16 protein-coding genes are annotated in these 18464 nt (G+C 56.5%); 9 read left to right on the top strand and 7 right to left on the bottom strand.

Annotated elements, in window-relative coordinates; all coding sequences use genetic code 11:
• Window positions 1-37: 37 nt before the first annotated feature.
• Window positions 38-1609 (bottom strand): glycosyl transferase, encoded by a 1572-nt coding sequence (locus M504_RS07640; RefSeq protein ID WP_156993606.1) that lies wholly within the window; start codon window positions 1607-1609, stop codon window positions 38-40.
• Window positions 1610-1780: 171 nt separating this feature from the next.
• Between M504_RS07640 and M504_RS07645 the strand changes: the two genes are divergently transcribed.
• The gene (locus M504_RS07645) at window positions 1781-2986 is read left to right on the top strand and encodes an acyltransferase (protein WP_047489775.1); all 1206 of its coding nucleotides are present in this window, start codon (window positions 1781-1783) and stop codon (window positions 2984-2986) included.
• A gap of 361 nt (window positions 2987-3347) precedes the next feature.
• Here M504_RS07645 and M504_RS07650 read toward each other — a convergent pair whose 3' ends face one another.
• Both M504_RS07650 and M504_RS07655 read right to left on the bottom strand, forming a co-directional pair.
• Window positions 3348-4457, bottom strand: a complete 1110-nt coding sequence (locus M504_RS07650; protein ID WP_047489778.1) for an FtsX-like permease family protein — start codon at window positions 4455-4457, stop codon at window positions 3348-3350.
• Window positions 4454-5971, bottom strand: coding sequence for a hypothetical protein (locus M504_RS07655; RefSeq protein ID WP_232296203.1), 1518 nt, complete (start codon window positions 5969-5971; stop codon window positions 4454-4456). The genes M504_RS07650 and M504_RS07655 overlap by 4 nt, the downstream gene beginning before the upstream one ends.
• A 234-nt stretch (window positions 5972-6205) precedes the next feature.
• On the opposite strand from M504_RS07655, the gene M504_RS07660 reads away from it, so the two are divergent.
• From M504_RS07660 to M504_RS07670, 3 genes are all read left to right on the top strand, one after another.
• Complete coding sequence (locus M504_RS07660) at window positions 6206-6952, top strand: DUF4397 domain-containing protein (protein WP_047493964.1); 747 nt, start codon at window positions 6206-6208, stop codon at window positions 6950-6952.
• Between the two features lie 148 nt (window positions 6953-7100).
• Window positions 7101-7409, top strand: a complete 309-nt coding sequence (locus tag M504_RS07665; protein WP_232296204.1) for a hypothetical protein — start codon at window positions 7101-7103, stop codon at window positions 7407-7409.
• A 103-nt stretch (window positions 7410-7512) separates the two neighbouring features.
• Window positions 7513-8502, top strand: coding sequence for a hypothetical protein (locus M504_RS07670; protein ID WP_052200508.1), 990 nt, complete (start codon window positions 7513-7515; stop codon window positions 8500-8502).
• Window positions 8503-8511: 9 nt separating this feature from the next.
• Here M504_RS07670 and M504_RS07675 read toward each other — a convergent pair whose 3' ends face one another.
• Window positions 8512-9561, bottom strand: coding sequence for a cytochrome P460 family protein (locus M504_RS07675; protein ID WP_198137548.1), 1050 nt, complete (start codon window positions 9559-9561; stop codon window positions 8512-8514).
• A 243-nt stretch (window positions 9562-9804) separates the two neighbouring features.
• Here M504_RS07675 and M504_RS07680 point away from each other — a divergent pair, with 243 nt between their 5' ends.
• From M504_RS07680 to M504_RS07695, 4 genes are all read left to right on the top strand, one after another.
• Window positions 9805-10215, top strand: a complete 411-nt coding sequence (locus M504_RS07680; protein WP_047489783.1) for an OsmC family protein — start codon at window positions 9805-9807, stop codon at window positions 10213-10215.
• A 75-nt stretch (window positions 10216-10290) separates the two neighbouring features.
• Window positions 10291-11571: an amidohydrolase family protein gene (locus M504_RS07685; RefSeq protein ID WP_047489787.1), complete on the top strand. Its 1281-nt coding sequence runs from the start codon at window positions 10291-10293 to the stop codon at window positions 11569-11571.
• Window positions 11572-11746: 175 nt separating this feature from the next.
• Window positions 11747-12628 carry a helix-turn-helix domain-containing protein gene (locus M504_RS21185; RefSeq protein ID WP_052200509.1) on the top strand — a complete coding sequence of 294 codons (882 nt, stop codon included), beginning with the start codon at window positions 11747-11749 and terminating at the stop codon, window positions 12626-12628.
• 141 nt (window positions 12629-12769) lie between these two features.
• Window positions 12770-13468 (top strand): alpha/beta fold hydrolase, encoded by a 699-nt coding sequence (locus tag M504_RS07695; RefSeq protein ID WP_232296205.1) that lies wholly within the window; start codon window positions 12770-12772, stop codon window positions 13466-13468.
• 337 nt (window positions 13469-13805) lie between these two features.
• On the opposite strand, the gene M504_RS07700 is transcribed toward M504_RS07695, so the two are convergent.
• From M504_RS07700 to M504_RS07710, 3 genes are all read right to left on the bottom strand, one after another.
• Window positions 13806-14879, bottom strand: a complete 1074-nt coding sequence (locus tag M504_RS07700) for a radical SAM protein (protein WP_047489793.1) — start codon at window positions 14877-14879, stop codon at window positions 13806-13808.
• Between the two features lie 180 nt (window positions 14880-15059).
• The gene (locus tag M504_RS21190; protein WP_052200510.1) at window positions 15060-15644 is read right to left on the bottom strand and encodes a hypothetical protein; all 585 of its coding nucleotides are present in this window, start codon (window positions 15642-15644) and stop codon (window positions 15060-15062) included.
• 55 nt (window positions 15645-15699) lie between these two features.
• Entirely contained in the window at window positions 15700-17391 is a 1692-nt protein-coding gene (locus tag M504_RS07710; protein WP_047489796.1) for a hypothetical protein, read from the bottom strand.
• A gap of 124 nt (window positions 17392-17515) precedes the next feature.
• On the opposite strand from M504_RS07710, the gene M504_RS07715 reads away from it, so the two are divergent.
• Window positions 17516-18295 (top strand): TIGR03435 family protein, encoded by a 780-nt coding sequence (locus M504_RS07715; protein WP_198137549.1) that lies wholly within the window; start codon window positions 17516-17518, stop codon window positions 18293-18295.
• Window positions 18296-18464 lie beyond the last annotated feature (169 nt).

Consider the following 18464-nt stretch of genomic DNA (forward strand, 5'->3'; position numbering starts at 1 on the left):
CCCCCCTCACGACCAGAAATCCTGAGGGCCGCAAGCATTATCCCGGCGAGATTGGCAACGCCTTTGCCTTCTTGTGTTTCCGCTGCGGCGTGACCCCATCCTTCGCGTCCAGACGGTACACAATCATCACGTTCCGGTCCGGATCATCCATTGCCGGAAACTCCGCCACGCGCGTCAACCGGTAAAACTTGTTCAGCGCCTCCATCTTGTCGTCCTCAATGGAGTTCCACGACACGAACCACCCCGGCTTATACGCCGCAATGCGGTCCTCCAGATCCATCGTGCCAAAGTCGTCACAGATGCTGGGAACGCCCGTCATCAGCGACAGGTCACTTCCCGAGATCGACAACACCGTATGGCTGTGGGTCGGGTCTAGTTCCACAATTCGCTCAATCCGGTTCGCCGCCGTTTGAAACGTGTACTCCGGATGACGCATATAGCTCACCGTCACATGCGCTTCGCGCCCCACCAGCAGCACCAGCAACGACGCAAACGCCAGCGAAGCAGAAGGATGCCACGCAGCAATATGCAGCGCGGCACGCGCCATCAGCAGAATCAGCGGCACCGCCACCACAACGTAGTACCGCGGCTGCATGTTCGCGTGGTACGCCAGGAAGAACAGATACCCCGTCACCCACAGCAGCAACGACACAAACAGCGGATCGCGCCACGTCTTCTTGTGGAAACCCGCCAGCACCACCAGGGCAATCGCCAGCGGATACAACAACTCCCCCATCCACGTGCCGTTCTTCAGCGTGTTGCCAACCGTCTCCCAGAAAGGCAGCCCTGCAATGGTCGTATTGTTCGCCGCAAACAGATAGCGGAAGTCATTCCAGTAGCCGCGATACAGCAGCCACGCAATGTAGCCGCCCCAAAGTATGGCGACAGTACCACCTGTCACAGCCGCAATGCGCAACACCCGCCGCCGTTGCCACTCTGCAGCATCCGCCAACATGTACGCGACTGCTGGCAGAAGAAACACCGCGGTCGTCTTGGTGCCAATCATCAACGACACCAGCCCCCCTACAAGAACAGCAAACAAGACACGCTGTCGTTCCGTGGAAGCACTTCGAGTCGCCTGCGCCGCCAACAACGACAGCAATGTCAACAACACCAGCAGCGGCTCAAGAATCGCCATGCGCGTAAACACGTACAGGAACGAACTCGTAGCCATCAACAACACAGCAGCGGCGGTAAACATCCATCGCAGGTGTTTTGACTCGTCCTCTCGCGCCTCATGCTGCAGCACCACAAACGAACACACCAGCACACCGGCAAACACAAACACGGTCAGCGCACGCGCCGCTACAATTCCCACACCGGCAAAGCGAAAGACCAATCCTTCTAACAGCGGCCACACCGGCAGCGCCGCAGCAGGATTAAAGTCACCGGGCAATCGCCACGTTCCACGCAGATAATGTCGGATGGCCGCGTCGCCATACCAACCCTCATCGGTGTACTTCGCCCAGTCCACCCACGGCGACCGGTTCGGAAAATCTGCGCGTAGATGCACCAGGTGCAAAGCCCAGAACACACCTGCCAGCAGGAGAAGCAGCGCGGGTATGATCAGCGTCTTTTTCCTACCGTACCGGCCACCTGCCAATTGCATCCGTTCTCTCCGCGCGCCATTCAGTCACGCCATTACAGGGCGCAATATCAGGGACAATATATCTCCCCATTCTAGAGTCTTGACTCACACATCCATCACGCCGCGTCGCACCGCTCATCAGAACAAGCCAATGCGCATGCTACGCTACACCAACAACCCGGATACCTTTACATGCCTCAAACACAGCAGTCGGCACGTTACTTCGCCCCCATCGATTTCCGTACGCGCTTTCCTGCTTTGGATGGCCTTCGCGCACTCGCCATTTGCGGTGTCTTCGCCGCTCACTACGGCGGCGGCTCCCACGGCGGAAAAATTCTCAATCTCATCAATCTGCTGCGTGGCTACGGATCGCTGGGCGTCGACCTCTTCTTCGTGCTCTCTGGCTTTCTCATCACAGGCATCCTGTATGACACGCTCGGCGATAGCCGATACTTCTTGCGCTTCTTCGCGCGACGCAGCCTTCGCATCTTTCCCATCTACTATCTGGTCTTCGCAGTCCTTCTACTGCTGACTCCCATCGCGCTCTACCAATGGCACTGGGGACACGCGCTCTTCCTGATCTACATGGGAAACTTTCTGGGCAACTACGACTTTTCGTACTACTCGGTTGAGTCGCAGCGCAGCCACATGCTGCTGGCAAACATCGGCCATTTCTGGTCGCTTTGCGTGGAAGAGCAGTTTTATATGCTGTGGCCCATTGCGGTCTTCCTGCTTCGGAAACGTCGCAATATATTCATTGCGGGCGTCACAATCTCCCTGCTGGCCATCGCGCTCCGCGCCGCAGAATTCGCATGGCAGGGACCAGTCGTCGCAGAACGTTGGATCGTTCGCACACTGCCTTTCCGCATGGATGCGTTGCTCATAGGTGGCATGCTCGCACTCCTGCTCCGCGGTCCGCACGCGGATCGCATACAGCGGAGTTGCAAGTGGGTGTTCCTCGCCGGAACCGCGGCCTCAATCGCGATCTTCGTCTTGTCTCCGGAGTACGATTCAGCCTGGGGAATGATTGTAGGACTCACCGTTTACGCACTCGCCTTCGCTGGGCTTATCGGCATGACGTTGCGTACCGGCGGTCCTGCGTATCGCCTGTTCAATCTCAAGCCGCTACGCGTCCTCGGAAAGTACAGCTATGGCTTTTACATCTACCATCTGCTCTTCCGCTGGGTCTGGATCGAATTCCTCGTCTGGTGTTTCGGGAAATTTCACTCGATGGCAGTGGGAGGCGTCGTTGCTCTGACAACAAACTTCGTCGTCACGTTCCTCGTATCCAAGGTCAGCTATGACTACTTTGAATCACGCTTCCTGCGCTACAAGATCCACTTCGAATACGATCGCGAACTGACATCTCATCGCCACGCCTTCACGACCGAATCCTAGTGTGATCAGGAACTCAGTTCACTTTGGAGTGTTTTGATCGCCCTCGGAGTCGTGAGACGCTTGCCATATGCGTGCGGAAGACGTGACGTATCAGATAGTCACCCTAAGCCATACGCCGCGCCTATTAAGTGCATTGAAAGCACGTATCCGCAAAGTACGAAAACAAACATACCGCTTGATGCCCTGACGTAATAAGCCAGATATCAGGCATAGGCCTCGCCTGTGGGCAGGGCAAGTGCAGGTGGCGCCGGATCACCGCAAGGTCACGCAGAGCATCGAGCTCAAACGCGCGTCCGCCACGTGCACGGACGCCCAATTGCTCTATAGGCATGCGTAGGCATCATCCATTGCAAGTGCTGGTTTATTCGTAGGCCAACGCGTCGATCGGATCTTTCGCTGAAGCCTTCAATGCCGGATACAGAGCGCCAAAGATCGCGCCAACCAATGCAATCCCTGCAGCCTTCGCCACCCACGCTGCCGTCACTTCAAACTCAAGCTGGGGCATCTTGGCAGCCAGGAACGCGCGCAGCAGATAGGTGATAGCAACACCGATTGCAATGCCACACAATGCCAGAAGTCCAGACTCCCGCAACACAATACCGACGATGTAAGCCTTCGACGCACCCAGCGATTTGAGAATGCCGATTTCACGGGTCCGTTCCATCACTGCGGTGTACATCGACTGGAAGATCACCAGGAATCCGATCACCACGGCAATCGTAATCACCACACTCAAACCGATGTTGAATGCAGGGTATTTCTCCGGTGTCATCTGCGAGAGCACTTCTTCCAGGGTCTGCACATCCCACTGCTGCATACCTTCAGTGGCATGGACCTCATCACGCACAGCGTTCTGCCACTTCGGCGGATCTTCTGTCTTCAGATAGAACAAGCTGCAACGGTTGTCAGTGCCGTTGATGGCATTGATGGTTTCCATGGGGATGAACTTACGGCCGCCCTTGCCATGCTCCACGACGCCTGAGACGCGGAACTCGCGTCCAAGCAGCTTCATGTGGTCTCCCACGTGATAGCCCTTGTCAGAGTGCGACGCAATATCGTCGATGATGATGTCGCCCGGCCCAGTGAATGGTCCGCCTTCAAGAAATACAAACGGCTTCAATGCGTTGTAGCTCTCGTACTCGATGCCGAAGATATTCTCGACTCGTCCACCGGATGTGGTGAGTTGGATATAGACGGGCGCCGCCACCTGAACATGCGGCAACTTCGCCAGAATTGGGCCAACCTTTACTGACGCAGGCGCGCCGCTCACACCAATCAGGTTTGAGGCTGTTCCCGGCTTGGCGATCACATCACCGCCAATGCCGTTTGTGCGCACTCGCTGGCCGTTCAACATGCCCAGCATGATCGCCACAATCGACAGGATCATGATGACTTCAATCGCAACCGCGAGTGCGGAGATAAGAGAGCGCAGGGGGCGATGGACCAGGTTGCCGACGACCAATTTATTCATAGCTTCTCTTCGATTGTACGTGGGCCTAGCCCCAACGAGGGGGCAGGTCTCGGCACAGGATCCACCGACAGAGGCAATATTGTCCTGCGAACAGGGATCAACAGGCCTCCAACCAGGGGCAGGATATACGTCGCAAAGAACGCAGCCAGAATCACCATGAACGTGACGACACTCATCACAAAAAAAGGAGCGCTCATCATGCCTTCAGCAGCGCCATGGGCAAGCCAAAGAATGTAGATGGACGCCCAGAACGTCTGTTTCGTGCTTCCCGTGAACGAATCCATGACCCAGAACGCCACCAGGAAGGTAGGAAGCATGACCAGCGTCACTCCCCACCACTGCACGCAATGGTAAGCGTCGGCGAATGGGCTGAACGAAATTCCCGTCGTATTGTCATTGGCGCCCAACATGCCGATCTCGTGCGCATAAACATTACCCCAGCGAAGCGTCGTCTTCTCGCTCACAAGGTAACGAGGGATCATGTTCAGCACATAGGTTTCAATGGGGAAAATGGTTGCGGAATGCCCTTCGTCCGTCAGATGGATCAGAGCGTCATCAATAGGAAATACCGTAAGGCGATCCAATAACCCAAGGCCTTCATTGAACCAATGATAAGAGTTGCTGCTGGTTTGCAATTGCAGATCCGTCTGCACCTGATACTCTTCACGCGTCCGCACAGGGTGAAAGAGCAGGTCCAGAGCCTTCGCCTGTGCATCCGGATCATCCCTGTAGACTCGTCCCAATTGCGAAATCGGTGTCAGAAACACGGACATCGAAATTGCAATCGTCGCGACGAAGACAAATCGCCTCGTTGTCATCCAGTAGCCAGCGATCGTGGCGGCCAGCACCCACGCAACCGGAGCTGTGAACATTCCCGCCTTGGAAAAAGAAAATATTCCCCAGAACAGCGTAAACCACACCGAGACAAAAAAAGCGAGAACACTGAAGGAACGCCATCCATCGCTCTTCCGCACAGTCCCGTATACGGACAGCATGATGGCAAGCGGCAGAAAGTTGTTCAATTGGTTGAACGTGGACAGAAAAGCAGTAGGGACTAATATCGCGCCGAACTGTCCGATCAGCGCAGCCCCCATCGCTGCTTGCTGAAACCCGTCGCGAATCTGTAGTGACTGGAGGAAGGGCTTTTTCCTTCGGATGCGCGCATTGATCCTGGACGCGACCCAAAGAGAACAAGCGCCGACAAGATAGACCAACATGGTTCTCTGCGGAGCGAGAACATTCGAATCCAATGGCTCGCCCAGTACTGTCTTCACAAGTCCGCCAACGGTCACAGTCAGAAGGCCGATAAAGAAAATGGCCGCTCCACTGGGATAGACCATGCCTCCGCAGGCATTGAAGGCGTCTGACATCACCACGATGAATGCGCAGTAGGCCAGCGAGGTATACGCGCTCGTGCCCTCAAGCACCTGCAGCGCAAAAAGAACACCCACAGCCGAAAATACGTACCGCATGGGTACGTGCGTCGGCAGAGTGACCTTCATCGCAAGCTTCATCTGCGTCAGTCTAGCAAGATATGGCTAAAGCAGCGGCCTCTCAACACCCCGCTCGAGTTGCAACCTGATATCGAAAGCCGTGGAAAACAAAGTCCATATCCGGGCATATCCCGCTCAAACCGTGTGGAATCCGCGTGTTTGGGATAAAGTGAAGACGTGCCTGCCGTTGCGGCGATCCTGACGAAGTGCAGACGGTCTTTTTGCTTCATGATTCTTTTTGCGGTTCAGTCCGGAATGAAGTTTTTTTTCGCCAGAGCGGCGCAACTGTCCCTCGTCCTTTTGGGCGCTGCCTCCGTACTGGGCCTGAGCGGATGCGGAGTCAATGGCAGCACCAGCGCCAACGTCTCGCAGCTCCGTGTCATTGACGCCTCGCCCGATGCTGGCGGCATCGACATCTACGCAGGCAGCAGCGTCCTCACCTACAACCTGGGTTACGGCACCATTACCTCGTACATCCCCATGAATCCAGGGACTTACACCCTTGCAGCGAACGCCAGCGGCACAAAGACAGCCCTCGCGTCCGTGCGAGCATCGCTCCTGAACGGCAAGCAGTACACGCTCCTTTTCAACAGTGCGGCCGCCTCGCTCCAGGCCCAGGTGCTCACGGATCAGTCGCAGCCAGCGCCCTCCGGACAGATCGCCCTGCGTTTCCTTGATGAAGCCATCTATCCCGGCGCGCTTGACCTTTACCTTGTCCCCAACGGCTCCACAATCGACAAGGTCAACCCCCTGCTGACCAACGTCAACTTCGGCAATACGCCTACATACATCAACGTGCCCACCGGAACGTACACGCTCTACGTCGTCTCCGCAGGCACAGTCGTCGCCACCACCACTGTGCCCATGTACACCGGCGCCTCCACCACCTACCCCGCCGGCAGCGCCCGCACATTCGTTCTGCTCGATCAGCAGATCCTCACCACCTCATCTGTTCAGGTAGTGATGGCGAACGACTACGACTCCGCCACCGCGACCCAGTAGTTGGCTGAGCACAGCGACCCTTTTTATCCCCAAAAGTTGCCTTAAATCAGAAAAATATACTTTTTCAACGACAGCAACTCCCGTTGAAAAAGCCGTGTTCATCCCGAACGTAAGCGGTGTTCGCAACGCCGCCGAAAGGGAGTAACACATGATGAAGCTTGCAACCTTCGCACTCGTTTCCACCCTCACGCTCACGGCCGCCGCGCAACAGGACATTCAGCAGCGCAAAGTCGATCAGCAGGACCGCATCGCCAATGGCGTTCGCTCAGGCGAGCTCACACCGCGTGAAACGTCGCACCTGGAGCACCAGGAAGCCGCGATCAACCACGAAGAGCACGCTATGCGTCAGGCAGACAACGGCCATCTCACCCACGCCGATCGCAGCGCCCTGAAGAGCCAGCAAAATGCTGAGAGCCGCCGCATCTATCGCGATAAGCACAACGCGCACGTGCGCTAAGCCGCGACCGGAGGCTGAATCAGCGAAAGGATCTGCCATCACGCAGGTCCTTTCCTTTTCTAGGCTGTTCTACAGCAATCGTCGCGATCTATACTCGCTTTCCATGCGCAACCTCCGGACGATCCTGCCGCTCTGCCTCGCTGTCACCTCCGTCGCCACCGCCTCGGCGCAGTCGCGTTTGCTGCTCACCTCGCAGCGAGACCACACCTTCCGCGTGTTCGACCCTGTAACCCTCGAACAGCTCAGCGCCACCGTGGAAAGCGACGACGCGGGCCACGAAGTCATGGCCACACCCGACGGCAAGACCGCCTACGTTCCCATCTACGGCAACGCCGGAGTAGGCCGCGCGGGCACGGACGGCGACCACATCGACATCTACGACGTCGCCACCGGCAAGCTCACCGGCACCATCAAGTTCCCCCACGGCGTGCGTCCGCACCGCCCCATCTGGAACGCCACCAACGGCACCTTCCTCGTCTCTGCCGAACTCGATAAAGCCGCAGCCATCATCGATCCCAAGACTGGCAAGATCATCGGCGAAGTCCCCACCGGCGCAGAGCAATCGCACATGATCACACTGCTCCCCGGCGGCAAGAAGCTTTACTCCGCCAACGTGCACCCCGGCAGCGTCTCCGTGATGGACGTCCCCAACCGCAAGGTCATCAAGGTCATCCCCATCTCCGACAACACGCAGCGTCTTTCCTGCTCCAACGATGGCGCCTACATCTTCACCGCGGACCAGACCACGCCCGACCTCGTCGTCATCGACACCAAGACCGACACCATCAAGAAACGCGTGAAACTCCCCGCCGTCGGCTACGGCTCCACACCCACGCCCGATGGCAAATACGTTCTCGTCGCCATGGCAAACCAGGACAACGTCGCAGTCGTCGATCTGAAGACGCTCGAAGTCACCAAGACCATCCCCAGCATCACCGGCCTCAATGAAATCGTCGTCTCGCCAGACAGCAAGTGGGCTTACGCATCTTCACCCAAAATGAACAGCCTCGCAAAGATCGACCTCGTAAAAGGCGTAACCGTAAAGACTGTCGCCGCAGGCAAATACCCTGACGGCATGTGGCTAACCAAGTAGCCACACCACTCAGCGATGGCCGTACGACGTGAAGACATAGTCCTTGTTCTTCACGCTCGTATGGCACGCAAAACCGCACTTTGCATCATTGCCTTGCGGTGGCTTGTCACCTAAGTTGGCAAGCCGGAACGTCCCGGATGCGGCGTCATATTCAAAGGCGCCGTAACCCCATCCACCACTGTCTGCAAATCGCTTGCTGTCTTTCAGCATGAAGTCCACATCATGCTGCGGCCCCGGCACCGTCGGCGCACCCGGTTCAGTGGAATCCACCTTCGCAGTCCAATGCACCTTCGCCATCTTGGCTCCATCGGGAAATGCCTTACCGTTCCCCGGAATGCCTGCCTTGAAGGCATCAATCATCTCAGGATTCCCAAGGATCGCCGCAAGCGCACCACCATTGTGACTAATGGCAATCACCGACCATCCCTCATATCCGCGGAACTCCGAAAACGCCAGCCCATTCGGAATCTTCAACGTGTACTTGTCCTGCGATGAGGTAGCTGCTTGCATCTGCGTAGAACCTGCCATCGAAGCAGTAGCAGCACCAGCCTTGGGAAGACTGTGGATATAACGCGCCAGCTTCCAAGTGTCATTCGCTGAGATAGTCGACTTCCACGCAGGCATACCCGTCAGACGCACACCGTTCTGAATAATCCAGAACAACTCCGCATCGCTCCAATGCTGCACGTGTGCTGAGGTAAGGTCCATCGCAGGCGGCGTCATGTTCCGTCCCACAGTCGTGTCTCCACGAGCCTCTGCACCATGGCATTGCACGCACTCGCCAAGAAACACTTCCTGCCCCTGGCTCACAATCTCATCCGTCTCAGGCAGCGGGTTCTTCATCTTCCCTGCCTCTAACGGAATCGTAACGTCCTTGGCTGCATTCGCCAGACCGGTTTCACCCGCAGAAGGTTTTCCCGCAGAACAGCCTTGAAGGAAACCACCCAGCATCACGCCGGTCGCACAAACTATCAATGTATGTTTCAGCGTGCTGGCTTTGCTTTCGCTCAGGCCACCGATGCATGACAGACCCACGATGTTTCTCAAAAGTTCAGGCATGAAGCACTCCTCAGAGGATGTTTCTGATCCCGCATGGTTCGTACTACCGACTTTGAAAACAGAGATGTCCGACGAATTGAAATGGATTTTTTCTACATCTGCTCCCATACTGCAAACGTGGGAAGACTACATCTCACCTGATAGGTGAGAAATAACAATCTCAAAAAGATCGTGGTCAACATACCTTCGTTACCTGTGCACTCTAGGCGCATCGTTGTCTAAAAACAATCAAGGGATAAAAGAATGGTGATTGCAGCGACCGTCCTGCATGAAAACGGACAACACAAAACCTCAGTTCGTACCGGCAATAACCAGCAAACCCTCAACATCCCGGCCAAAACCGAAGGACAAGGCTCCGCCATCAACGGTGGCGAACTGCTCTTCCTCGCGCTCGCCACCTGCTATTGCAACGACATCTATCGCGAAGCCAAAGACCTCAACATCCCTATCGACTCCGTTCAGGTCGAAGTCGCCGGCAGCTTCGGCGGTCGCGGCGAACCCGCGCAGGAAATTCAGTACCGCGCCACGATTCAATCCCCCGCACCGCGTGAACAGGTCCTCGCACTCATGCACCACACCGACACCGTAGCCGAGATTCATAACACCCTGCGCCAAACGAACCGTGTCACTCTGCAGGAGTGCATTGTCTTGTAGCAGTTCTTTGTTCCCTAACCGTGTGCCCATCTCGTTGTCTAATCCAGCGAAACGGACCGGTCCAAAGGGGCAAACATGCGGCGCAACAAGACCCTCTTCCTGAGTTGCTTACTCACACTCTGCAGCAACTCTTATGCAGGTTGTCTTCACTTCATCAACGGCCATTGGTTCAACGGTCGTGCTTTCCCTCAGGATGACTTCTATAGCGACTCCGGCGTGTTGACCCATACGCCCTGCCACCAATCTCTTCAAATCGACCTGAAGGGTGGCTATGTCGTTCCCCCATACGGCGATGCGCACGAACACAACTTTGACAACCTCCAGCGAGCGCAGGCGCAGGGAAATCTCTATCTACAGGATGGAGTCTTCTACGCACAAGGCATGACCGATGTCTCTACCGGCGCTGAAGCCGTCAAGCAGGCAAAGCGTGTGAACACGCCGTCCACCGTGGATGCCACCTATGCGCACGGCGGTCTTACCGGTTACAACGGCCATCCAAAAGAGGTGTATGAATCCATCCCTCTCGGCTTCTTCTATCCCGCCACTGCAGAGCAGAAAGACAAAGTAATCCGTGCGAACAGCCGTTCCGGCTTGGCCTATTGGGAGATGGAAACACCGGCGGAGTTAGATCAACTCTGGCCGCGCATACTCGCATCCCATCCAGATCTCATCAAGGTGTATCTCGTAAATAGCGAAGAGTGGAAACCTGCATCTTCATCCGACACACGACTCGGACTCGGCTTGAATCCCACTCTTGTTCCTCTCATCACAACCAAAGCTCACGCAGTCGGTTTGAAAGTAGCCGCTCACGTCGATACAGCAACCGACGCAGCCATCGCGATTCGAGGAGGCGTCGACGAACTCGGCCATCTCCCCGGATACGGCCTCTCAGCCAAGGGCAATCCCGCAACTGTTCGGCTGCCCGATGAACTCATTCAAGAAGCAGAACAACGACATGTGAAGGTGCAAGCCACCGCAGGTATCGACGTCGACGAACACACAGATGCTGCTGATCTCAAAGCAAGACAAGCATCGCAAATCGATAACCTCACGCGACTGAAGAAGGCGCAAGTGCCCATCCTGATTGGCTCGGATCATTACGGACAGGATTCGGTGCACGAAATGGACTACCTGCAGAGCCTGGGAGTCTGGACAAACCTCGAGCTACTAAGAATGGCCTGCGTCACCACTCCACAAGCAATCTTCCCCAAACGAAAGCTAGGAGAATTCCGCCCCGGTTACGAAGCAAGCTTCCTCGTCCTCAGCAGCAACCCACTTACAAACTGGCAACAGACACACAACATCGTCGACCGTTGGAAGCAGGGCGAACACATCGTGATCGAAGACCGGCCATAACGCTCTCATCATGCGGTGCGCGCCTTCTTTCAAGGCAGAGAATCAACCCTCCGTTCGTGACGAACCATCCTGTAGCCAACCTGCATCAGACGCTCGTCACAGAAATCACGGCTTTGCTTCTGCAGGCCATTGCCTGACAATCCTGAAAAGGCATCCAAGATCGGGAGCGTGGACCGTGGAAGGCTCAATTACAGTTCGGCAAGGCAGCGCAACCATTCCCATCGTGCCCAACGTCTTGCGAAGGCACGCACGCCTTGCCACACGCGGCGTCCACGTAGAACAACATGCCGTAGAGCCAACGGAATTCCCTGAGCGGGAGCTTCTGCAACACAACATCTTTCTCTACACCGGACAAGCGGCTCAGGCAGAAATCAAAAGCCCTGAGTTCACAGGTCTGCGCTGGATCCGTTCCGGCGCGCTGTGGATCATGCCTGAGGGCTGCAGACACGGAGTCCGTTTTGAAAGCAAAGTAGAAGGCATTGCATTAGCGTTTGACCCTTCCTACTTCGACGATCTGGTGGAGTCTCACGGCGGGAAACGAAATCTCCCCATCATGCAATCGCTGACCGACTGCCCTCCAAAGATCGAACACCTCATGCGCGCGCTGCTGCTTGAAAGCACTGAGTCAACAGAAGAGGGCATGGGACTTGAATGCATCGCCACAGCCATCGCTCTTTCCATCTGCGACTACGCAGGAGCAACACGAACAACAACAAAAACCGGACCAAAACTTACACCGCGACAGATTCGTCTCGTGCAAACCTACGTTGAAGATCACCTTCACCAACAAATTGCGTTAGCCGATCTTGCCACCGTTGCCAAGCTAAGCGTCTTCCACTTTCTGCGCAGCTTCAAAGAAAGTCTTGGCACAACGCCTGCGCGCTACGTTCTGGATCGCCGCTTGGACAAGGCGAAAACATTGCTTGCGAACAGCGCTCTATCTGTAACGGAGATCGGCCTCAACGTGGGATTTGAAGATGTCAGTCACTTCTCGCGTGCCTTCCGCCGCGAAGTGGGCATGGCACCATCTCTCTTTCGAGCGGTCGCGCAACAATAACGCAAGCAAAGGCAATCGGCAGCAAGATCTGGTAACGGCTGCTGTTCTTTCTCGCTTCAGAATTGCCTCAGAGACGGTCATCAAAGCCTCCCATGGTGGGATGAGTTAAGCCGTGGCCGTCTCAATCTGGAGGGAAGACTCTTGTCTCAAGCCACGCTTTCAAAAAACATCGTCCTTGTTCATGGCGCATTCGCTGATGGATCAAGCTGGTCGAAAGTAATTCCCTTGCTGCTTGCCAAGGGATACAAGGTGACCGCTGTTTCAAACCCGCTGACGTCTTTCCAGGACGACGTCGCAGCCACGAAGCGCGCAATCGCCGCGCAGGACGGCCCAGTCACGTTGGTGGGACATTCCTACGGCGGCGTGATCATCACAGAGGCTGGCAATGATCCCAAGGTCACGAGCCTCGTCTATGTCGCCGCCTTCGCTCCAGATGCAGGACAGTCCATCGTCGACATCAGCAAGCCCTTCCCTCCCCCTCCCGGTCCACAAAAAGCTGCTCCCATCGGCGATGGCTTCCTGCTCTTGTCTCCGCAGGGTGTCGAAGAGGATTTTGCGCAGGACCTCAGCAACGAAGAAAAGGCTCTCATGGTGGCCGGTCAGCCACAGACCTCCGGCGCAATCTTCGTAGCCCAGCCAACCCAGGTGGCATGGCACACCAAGCCATCGTGGTACGTGGTCGCCACGAACGATCGCATGATCGCTCCCGAGCACGAGGCCAGCATGGCCAAGCAGCTCAACGCCACCACCATCTCCCTGCCGTCGAGCCATGTGGTCATGCTGTCCCATCCCAAAGAAGTCGCACAACTCATCGAGGATGCCGCAACCGGCAAGCGCTAGGATCTCGAAACGCTGTCAAGCCCCCGAACCAATCAAACCCAACAAACGAAAAGAAATAGAGTTGGCATGGTATTTCCGCCAACTCACTACAATAGAAGTAGGAACAGGATGGGCCGCGCGATGCGCGGCCCTAACTCGTTTAGAAAGACGATTTTGCCGCTAACCCCAATAGAAAGACGATTTTGCAGACAACAAAACCCTAAGTCCAATCAAAAGACGATTTTAGAAAAACAGGGGGGAGGGGGTACCCCTTACCTGCACCAAGCCCAAAAGCAAAAGCCAGCGGAAACCGCTGGCTTGCTGGCACGCCAAAGGCGTCGAGAACGGCACGAAGTGCCTAGCTGATCTGTACCAGTTCGCCATGCCCGTTGTGCGCGGTTGGCGGCGTAATCTGCGAGGTCTGCGGTGCGCGCCAGTGGTCAATGTAGCTGACCTGATGCACGCAGGAGATGGTGCAGTTTGGTGCGCAACCCTTCTCCGTCAGGAACTCCCGCTTCACGTCGGCGGTCGTGTAATCCGCCAGCGGAGTCGCCGGGTAGCCGCGCTGCTGGCTGCAGTAATGCACCAGCCCGTTCTCGCAGACGTAGAGATAGCGCCCACCAGCACGGCAGCGCCAATCATTCGGCTGTCCGTTGGCAATCGCTTCCTGGAAGTGGTTGAACCGCGAGTAGCTGCGGCGCGTCAGCTTGCGGACACGCTCCCAGACGGTGCGCTCTTCGCCACCCAGCGGCTTCAACTGCCCGCTGCCATCGTGGATGATACCGATGGTCGACGAGAACCCAAGTCCCAGCGCGCGGCTGGATACCGTGAACGCATCCTGGGGATTGGCCACACCGCCACCCACCACGGAGTTGATGTTCACATGAAAATCCGCATATTCCGCAAGCCAGATCAGGCGCTGATCCAGAACCTTGAGCGACTTCTTCGACACGGCGTCAGGCATCACGTTGTCGATGGAGATCTGCATGTGATCAAGGCCAGCCTTGTTCAGCCGCTCAATGCGTTCCTTGTTCAGGTAGTAGCCGTTGGTGATCATGCCAGCCAAAGCGCCGGTCTTGCGGATGCGCTTGATGACCTCATCCAGATCCGGATGCATCAGCGGCTCACCACCAGAGATGGTGATCACCGTAGTACCAAGCCGTCCCAGATGGTCAATACGACGCAGCATCTCATCCAGCGGAGTGGGTGCAGAATGGTCGTCGTACTCGTTGCAGTACGTGCACGCCAGGTTACAGCGGCGCATGGGCACAATCTGTGCCATGTACGGGTGACCGGTCGAGAGCAGCGCATGCCCAATCCCCATCAACTCGCGCATGCGGCGCGTAGCCGCCTTCCAGCGCCGACGAAGCGGCATGGGCCGGTGGCCGGGCTTGAGTTCCAGGGTCGGAGGCGTAGCAACTGCAGTAGACATACTGAATAGATTCTACCGGAATGCGGTTGGACTCCTGAGAACCTTATCGATCTATGAGTTGCAGCGAACCATCACGGACTGAATGGAGTGAACAGTCGAACCTGTCTCCCCCAAGAGTGCTGCGGCGGAGAACAGGACGATGGCAACGGGCGCAGCTCCAGCGGAAGATCAAAGCCTGCATCAATGCGCTGGAGCGGGTCTTGCATCAGGAGTGCTTAGCTGCGGAGAAGTGTGAGAAAGGCCTTCGTTGTCCTGCAGATTGACGCGGAATTTGATTCTGAGCTCCAGACCAGGCCCATCAAATTTTTTCGGCAGCGGCGGAAATTTCGTCTTAACGATGGCGGCCCAAGCAGGTACATCAAGTGCTGAGACGTGTGTACTCCCGTCCACGTGCATGGAGTTCGGGCCAAGCGTGCCGTCGGGCAGTATCGTGAACCGGATGTCCGTTTCGCCCTTGATCGACGTTGGCGGGTGGGCTTCCAATGGCAGCAGTTCAAGCCAATTGGTCCTGATGGCCGAGAGAATCGTCTTCAGGTAAGGGCTGAAGGAAACGCCACGTGTATCAGAAAGAACCTCGACACCCGTTGGACTTTTGTCTGCACTCTGAACATCCGGTGCTGACGCCGGCCCTGAGGTGCCACTGGGCATTTCGCCCTGAATAACGATCGGCAGAAGAACTACGGCGATGACCGCTAGCGTTAGCGCCAGTCGGGTTCTATGTTCCGCAATAACGCGGACGCGAGCCTCGTTGTCCCCATTGCTCACTTGGTCATTCCCCTCAGCCTGGAACTCTAGAAACGCGCACGATTCGCGCTCGCCCTTAGTAAACCCAGCTCTTCACATCTGCACCAGCCGGAGCCGTCTGCTTCATGTGCTCCGTCATCAGCGGCAACAACCGCTGAATCCAGTTCGCATTGTTCTGCTGCATGGAGTACTCGCTTGGGCCACCCGTATAGCAGTGCGGCATGCCTGGCCCATACTGAAACTCTGCATCCGAACGCGGATCCCGCGTCAGCTTCAATTGGTTATCCAACAGATGGACTGCGTTGTTCAGGAAGTACGTATCGCCATCGCCCACAGCGATATGCATCTTCCCTTCCACCTTCGGTCCCAGCGTCGACCAGTCGCGTTTCAGAATCGCATTGATGTCGTAATGCTCACGCCAATACTTCACGACATCTTTGTGAATCTCGCCGGTTATGGGATCAAGCACATCAACCGGATATCCATCCTTGTCCTGCGGCGAGAACACAGCCTGCCAGATGCCCCACTGCTCGGTCGAGCGGCCATGCGTTCCCAGCACATACTCAAACGCAAACTCATCGCCCGTAGTAGCCAGGATCGAGCCATCTGGCTTGCGATCTGCCGGAACCGGCACACTACCAAAATCACCGTGGCGGAAGAACGCGTTGGGATCGTCATACAGATTGATGTTCTGGTACGCATGGAAATCTACCGGATCAGGGCAAGCACCGTAGGTGCCGTTGTAGCCATCGGGATAGAAGACCTGCGTAGCAATCGCCTCCCATCCACCGGTCGATCCACCTGCCGTAGCGCGTGCCCAGCCTGCACCAATGCCGCGATACTTCGTTTCCACCGCAGGAATCAACTCATCGTTGATCGCCGATCCATACGGCCCCACGTTCGCGGAATCCACGTCATACGAATCGTCGTAGTACGGGTTTGCATTCTGCACATACAGCACAATCGCGTGCGGCAACCGGCCCGTCGTCCAATCCTGAAAAAAGCGATAGCCGCTGTCACCGCGGCGTCCGCCACCACCCGCGACTGCAGTAAATGCAGGCTGCATGCCCGCGCTGTAATGCCCCTGCCAAACCACCAGCGGATAGTGCGCATCCGGATGCTCGTCAAACCCCTCCGGCAACAACACCCAAGCGCCCAGATAGATATCGCGGCCCCAGAACTTCGACAGCTTCTCTGACTTAAAGCGCATGTACTTGAGCCACTTGCTCGTCGTCGGGTCCTGCGCAATCACTTCGGGATCCTGCTTCGTCCCCTTGATCTCAGCAATGGTCTGATCAAGATTCAGCTTGATGGAGGAGTTCGCCTTGCCATCAAAGTGCACCTTCACCGGCTTCGAATAAGGATTGCCCGGCTTGCGATTCCACTTCTGCCCTTCACCTTTATCCGGTGGCAACCACGGCGATTTTCCATTTGCCAAATGAAACTGCTCGTACACATTGAAGACACCCTGCACAAAGTAATCGCCCGCAGGAATATCCGTGAGCGACCGCAGCGGATAACCAAACGTCTTCGCATCCACCGTCACGGTCTTCGCCGAAGGAATGCCGTCAATGCCTACATCCACGCCGAATCCCTGTGCCGACTGATACTGCTCGTTCATCTGCATGCGCGGTTCGGACTTCGCGTCCTTCGCAAACACAACAATCAAATGACCATGCTGTGCAGCGGCAGGCAATGTGACTTCTACCTTCTGAGCAAAGGCGGATGTAGACAGGGCAAGCAGGGTGGTGAGGACAATCTTCTTCATGGGCTTGCATTGAATGTACAAGACGGCCGATATGGAAACGCCTGAATACGAGGAACCGAAGACCCTAAACCGCCGTATTGCTCTTCCAGAACAATTCCCGTCGTTCTTCCGGAGACAAAAGACAATGCTGCTGAAAACGCTCTTGCGCGCAACAGTCACCATCGCACTCTTCTGCACTGCGACCGCACGCGCCCAGCAGTCCATGCCACCCGATGCGAAACCCGGCTTTGAAGTAGTAACGGTAAAGCCCGCGCCTCCCGACGAAAGCCGTCAGGGCTTCGATCTGCAGGGCCGACACATCCTGCTGAAGCGCGAATCCGTGCTGAACATCATCATTTTTGCCTACTCCCTTCACCCCAAACAGGTGGTCGATGCGCCCGAATGGGTGAGCGCGGAGTTCTTCGACATAGACGGTGTTCCCGACGTGGAAGGCGAGCCAAACCTCGTCCAGTATCAGTATCTGCTGCAGCGCCTGTTGACGGATCGTTTCGGCCTGCACATGCACAATGCCAAACGAGACCTCCCTGACTACGCGCTGCGCGTCATGCCCGGCGGAATCAAGTTCGCAAAGACCACGTGGACCAAAGACAACCTCCCGCATCAGGGAGGTCACAACGGCGCAGATGGCCAGACGATGACATTCACCAACAGCACCATGGCAGATTTCCTTCTGCTGGGCATACAGCACGTCGTGGATCGCCCGGTAGTCGATAAAACCGGCCTGATCGGACGCTACGACTTCGCTCTCCACTGGCTGCCCGATCAGATCAAAGCGCCAGAAGGCGATGCCGCTCCCGGCCTTTTCACCGCCATGCGTGAGCAACTCGGCCTCGAACTCAAAGCAACAAAAGGCCCGGTGGATGTCCTCGTAGTCGACACAGTCCAGAAACCCGGCGCCGACTAGAACACGGCGACATTCTCCGTCACAGAAGGGCGTGGGGCTTAGTAAGCTCCCACGCTGTCCCTGTGCTTACAGGAAATCATGCGATAACCGCCTAAAACCGCGCCAAACGACTCTCCGCCCCTTCGCTCTCCCTCCTCCAAACCCGATACACTGGAAGGTGAACGTCCGC

This window comes from Terriglobus sp. TAA 43, assembly GCF_000800015.1.
In the GTDB taxonomy this organism is placed as follows: Bacteria; Acidobacteriota; Terriglobia; order Terriglobales; family Acidobacteriaceae; genus Terriglobus.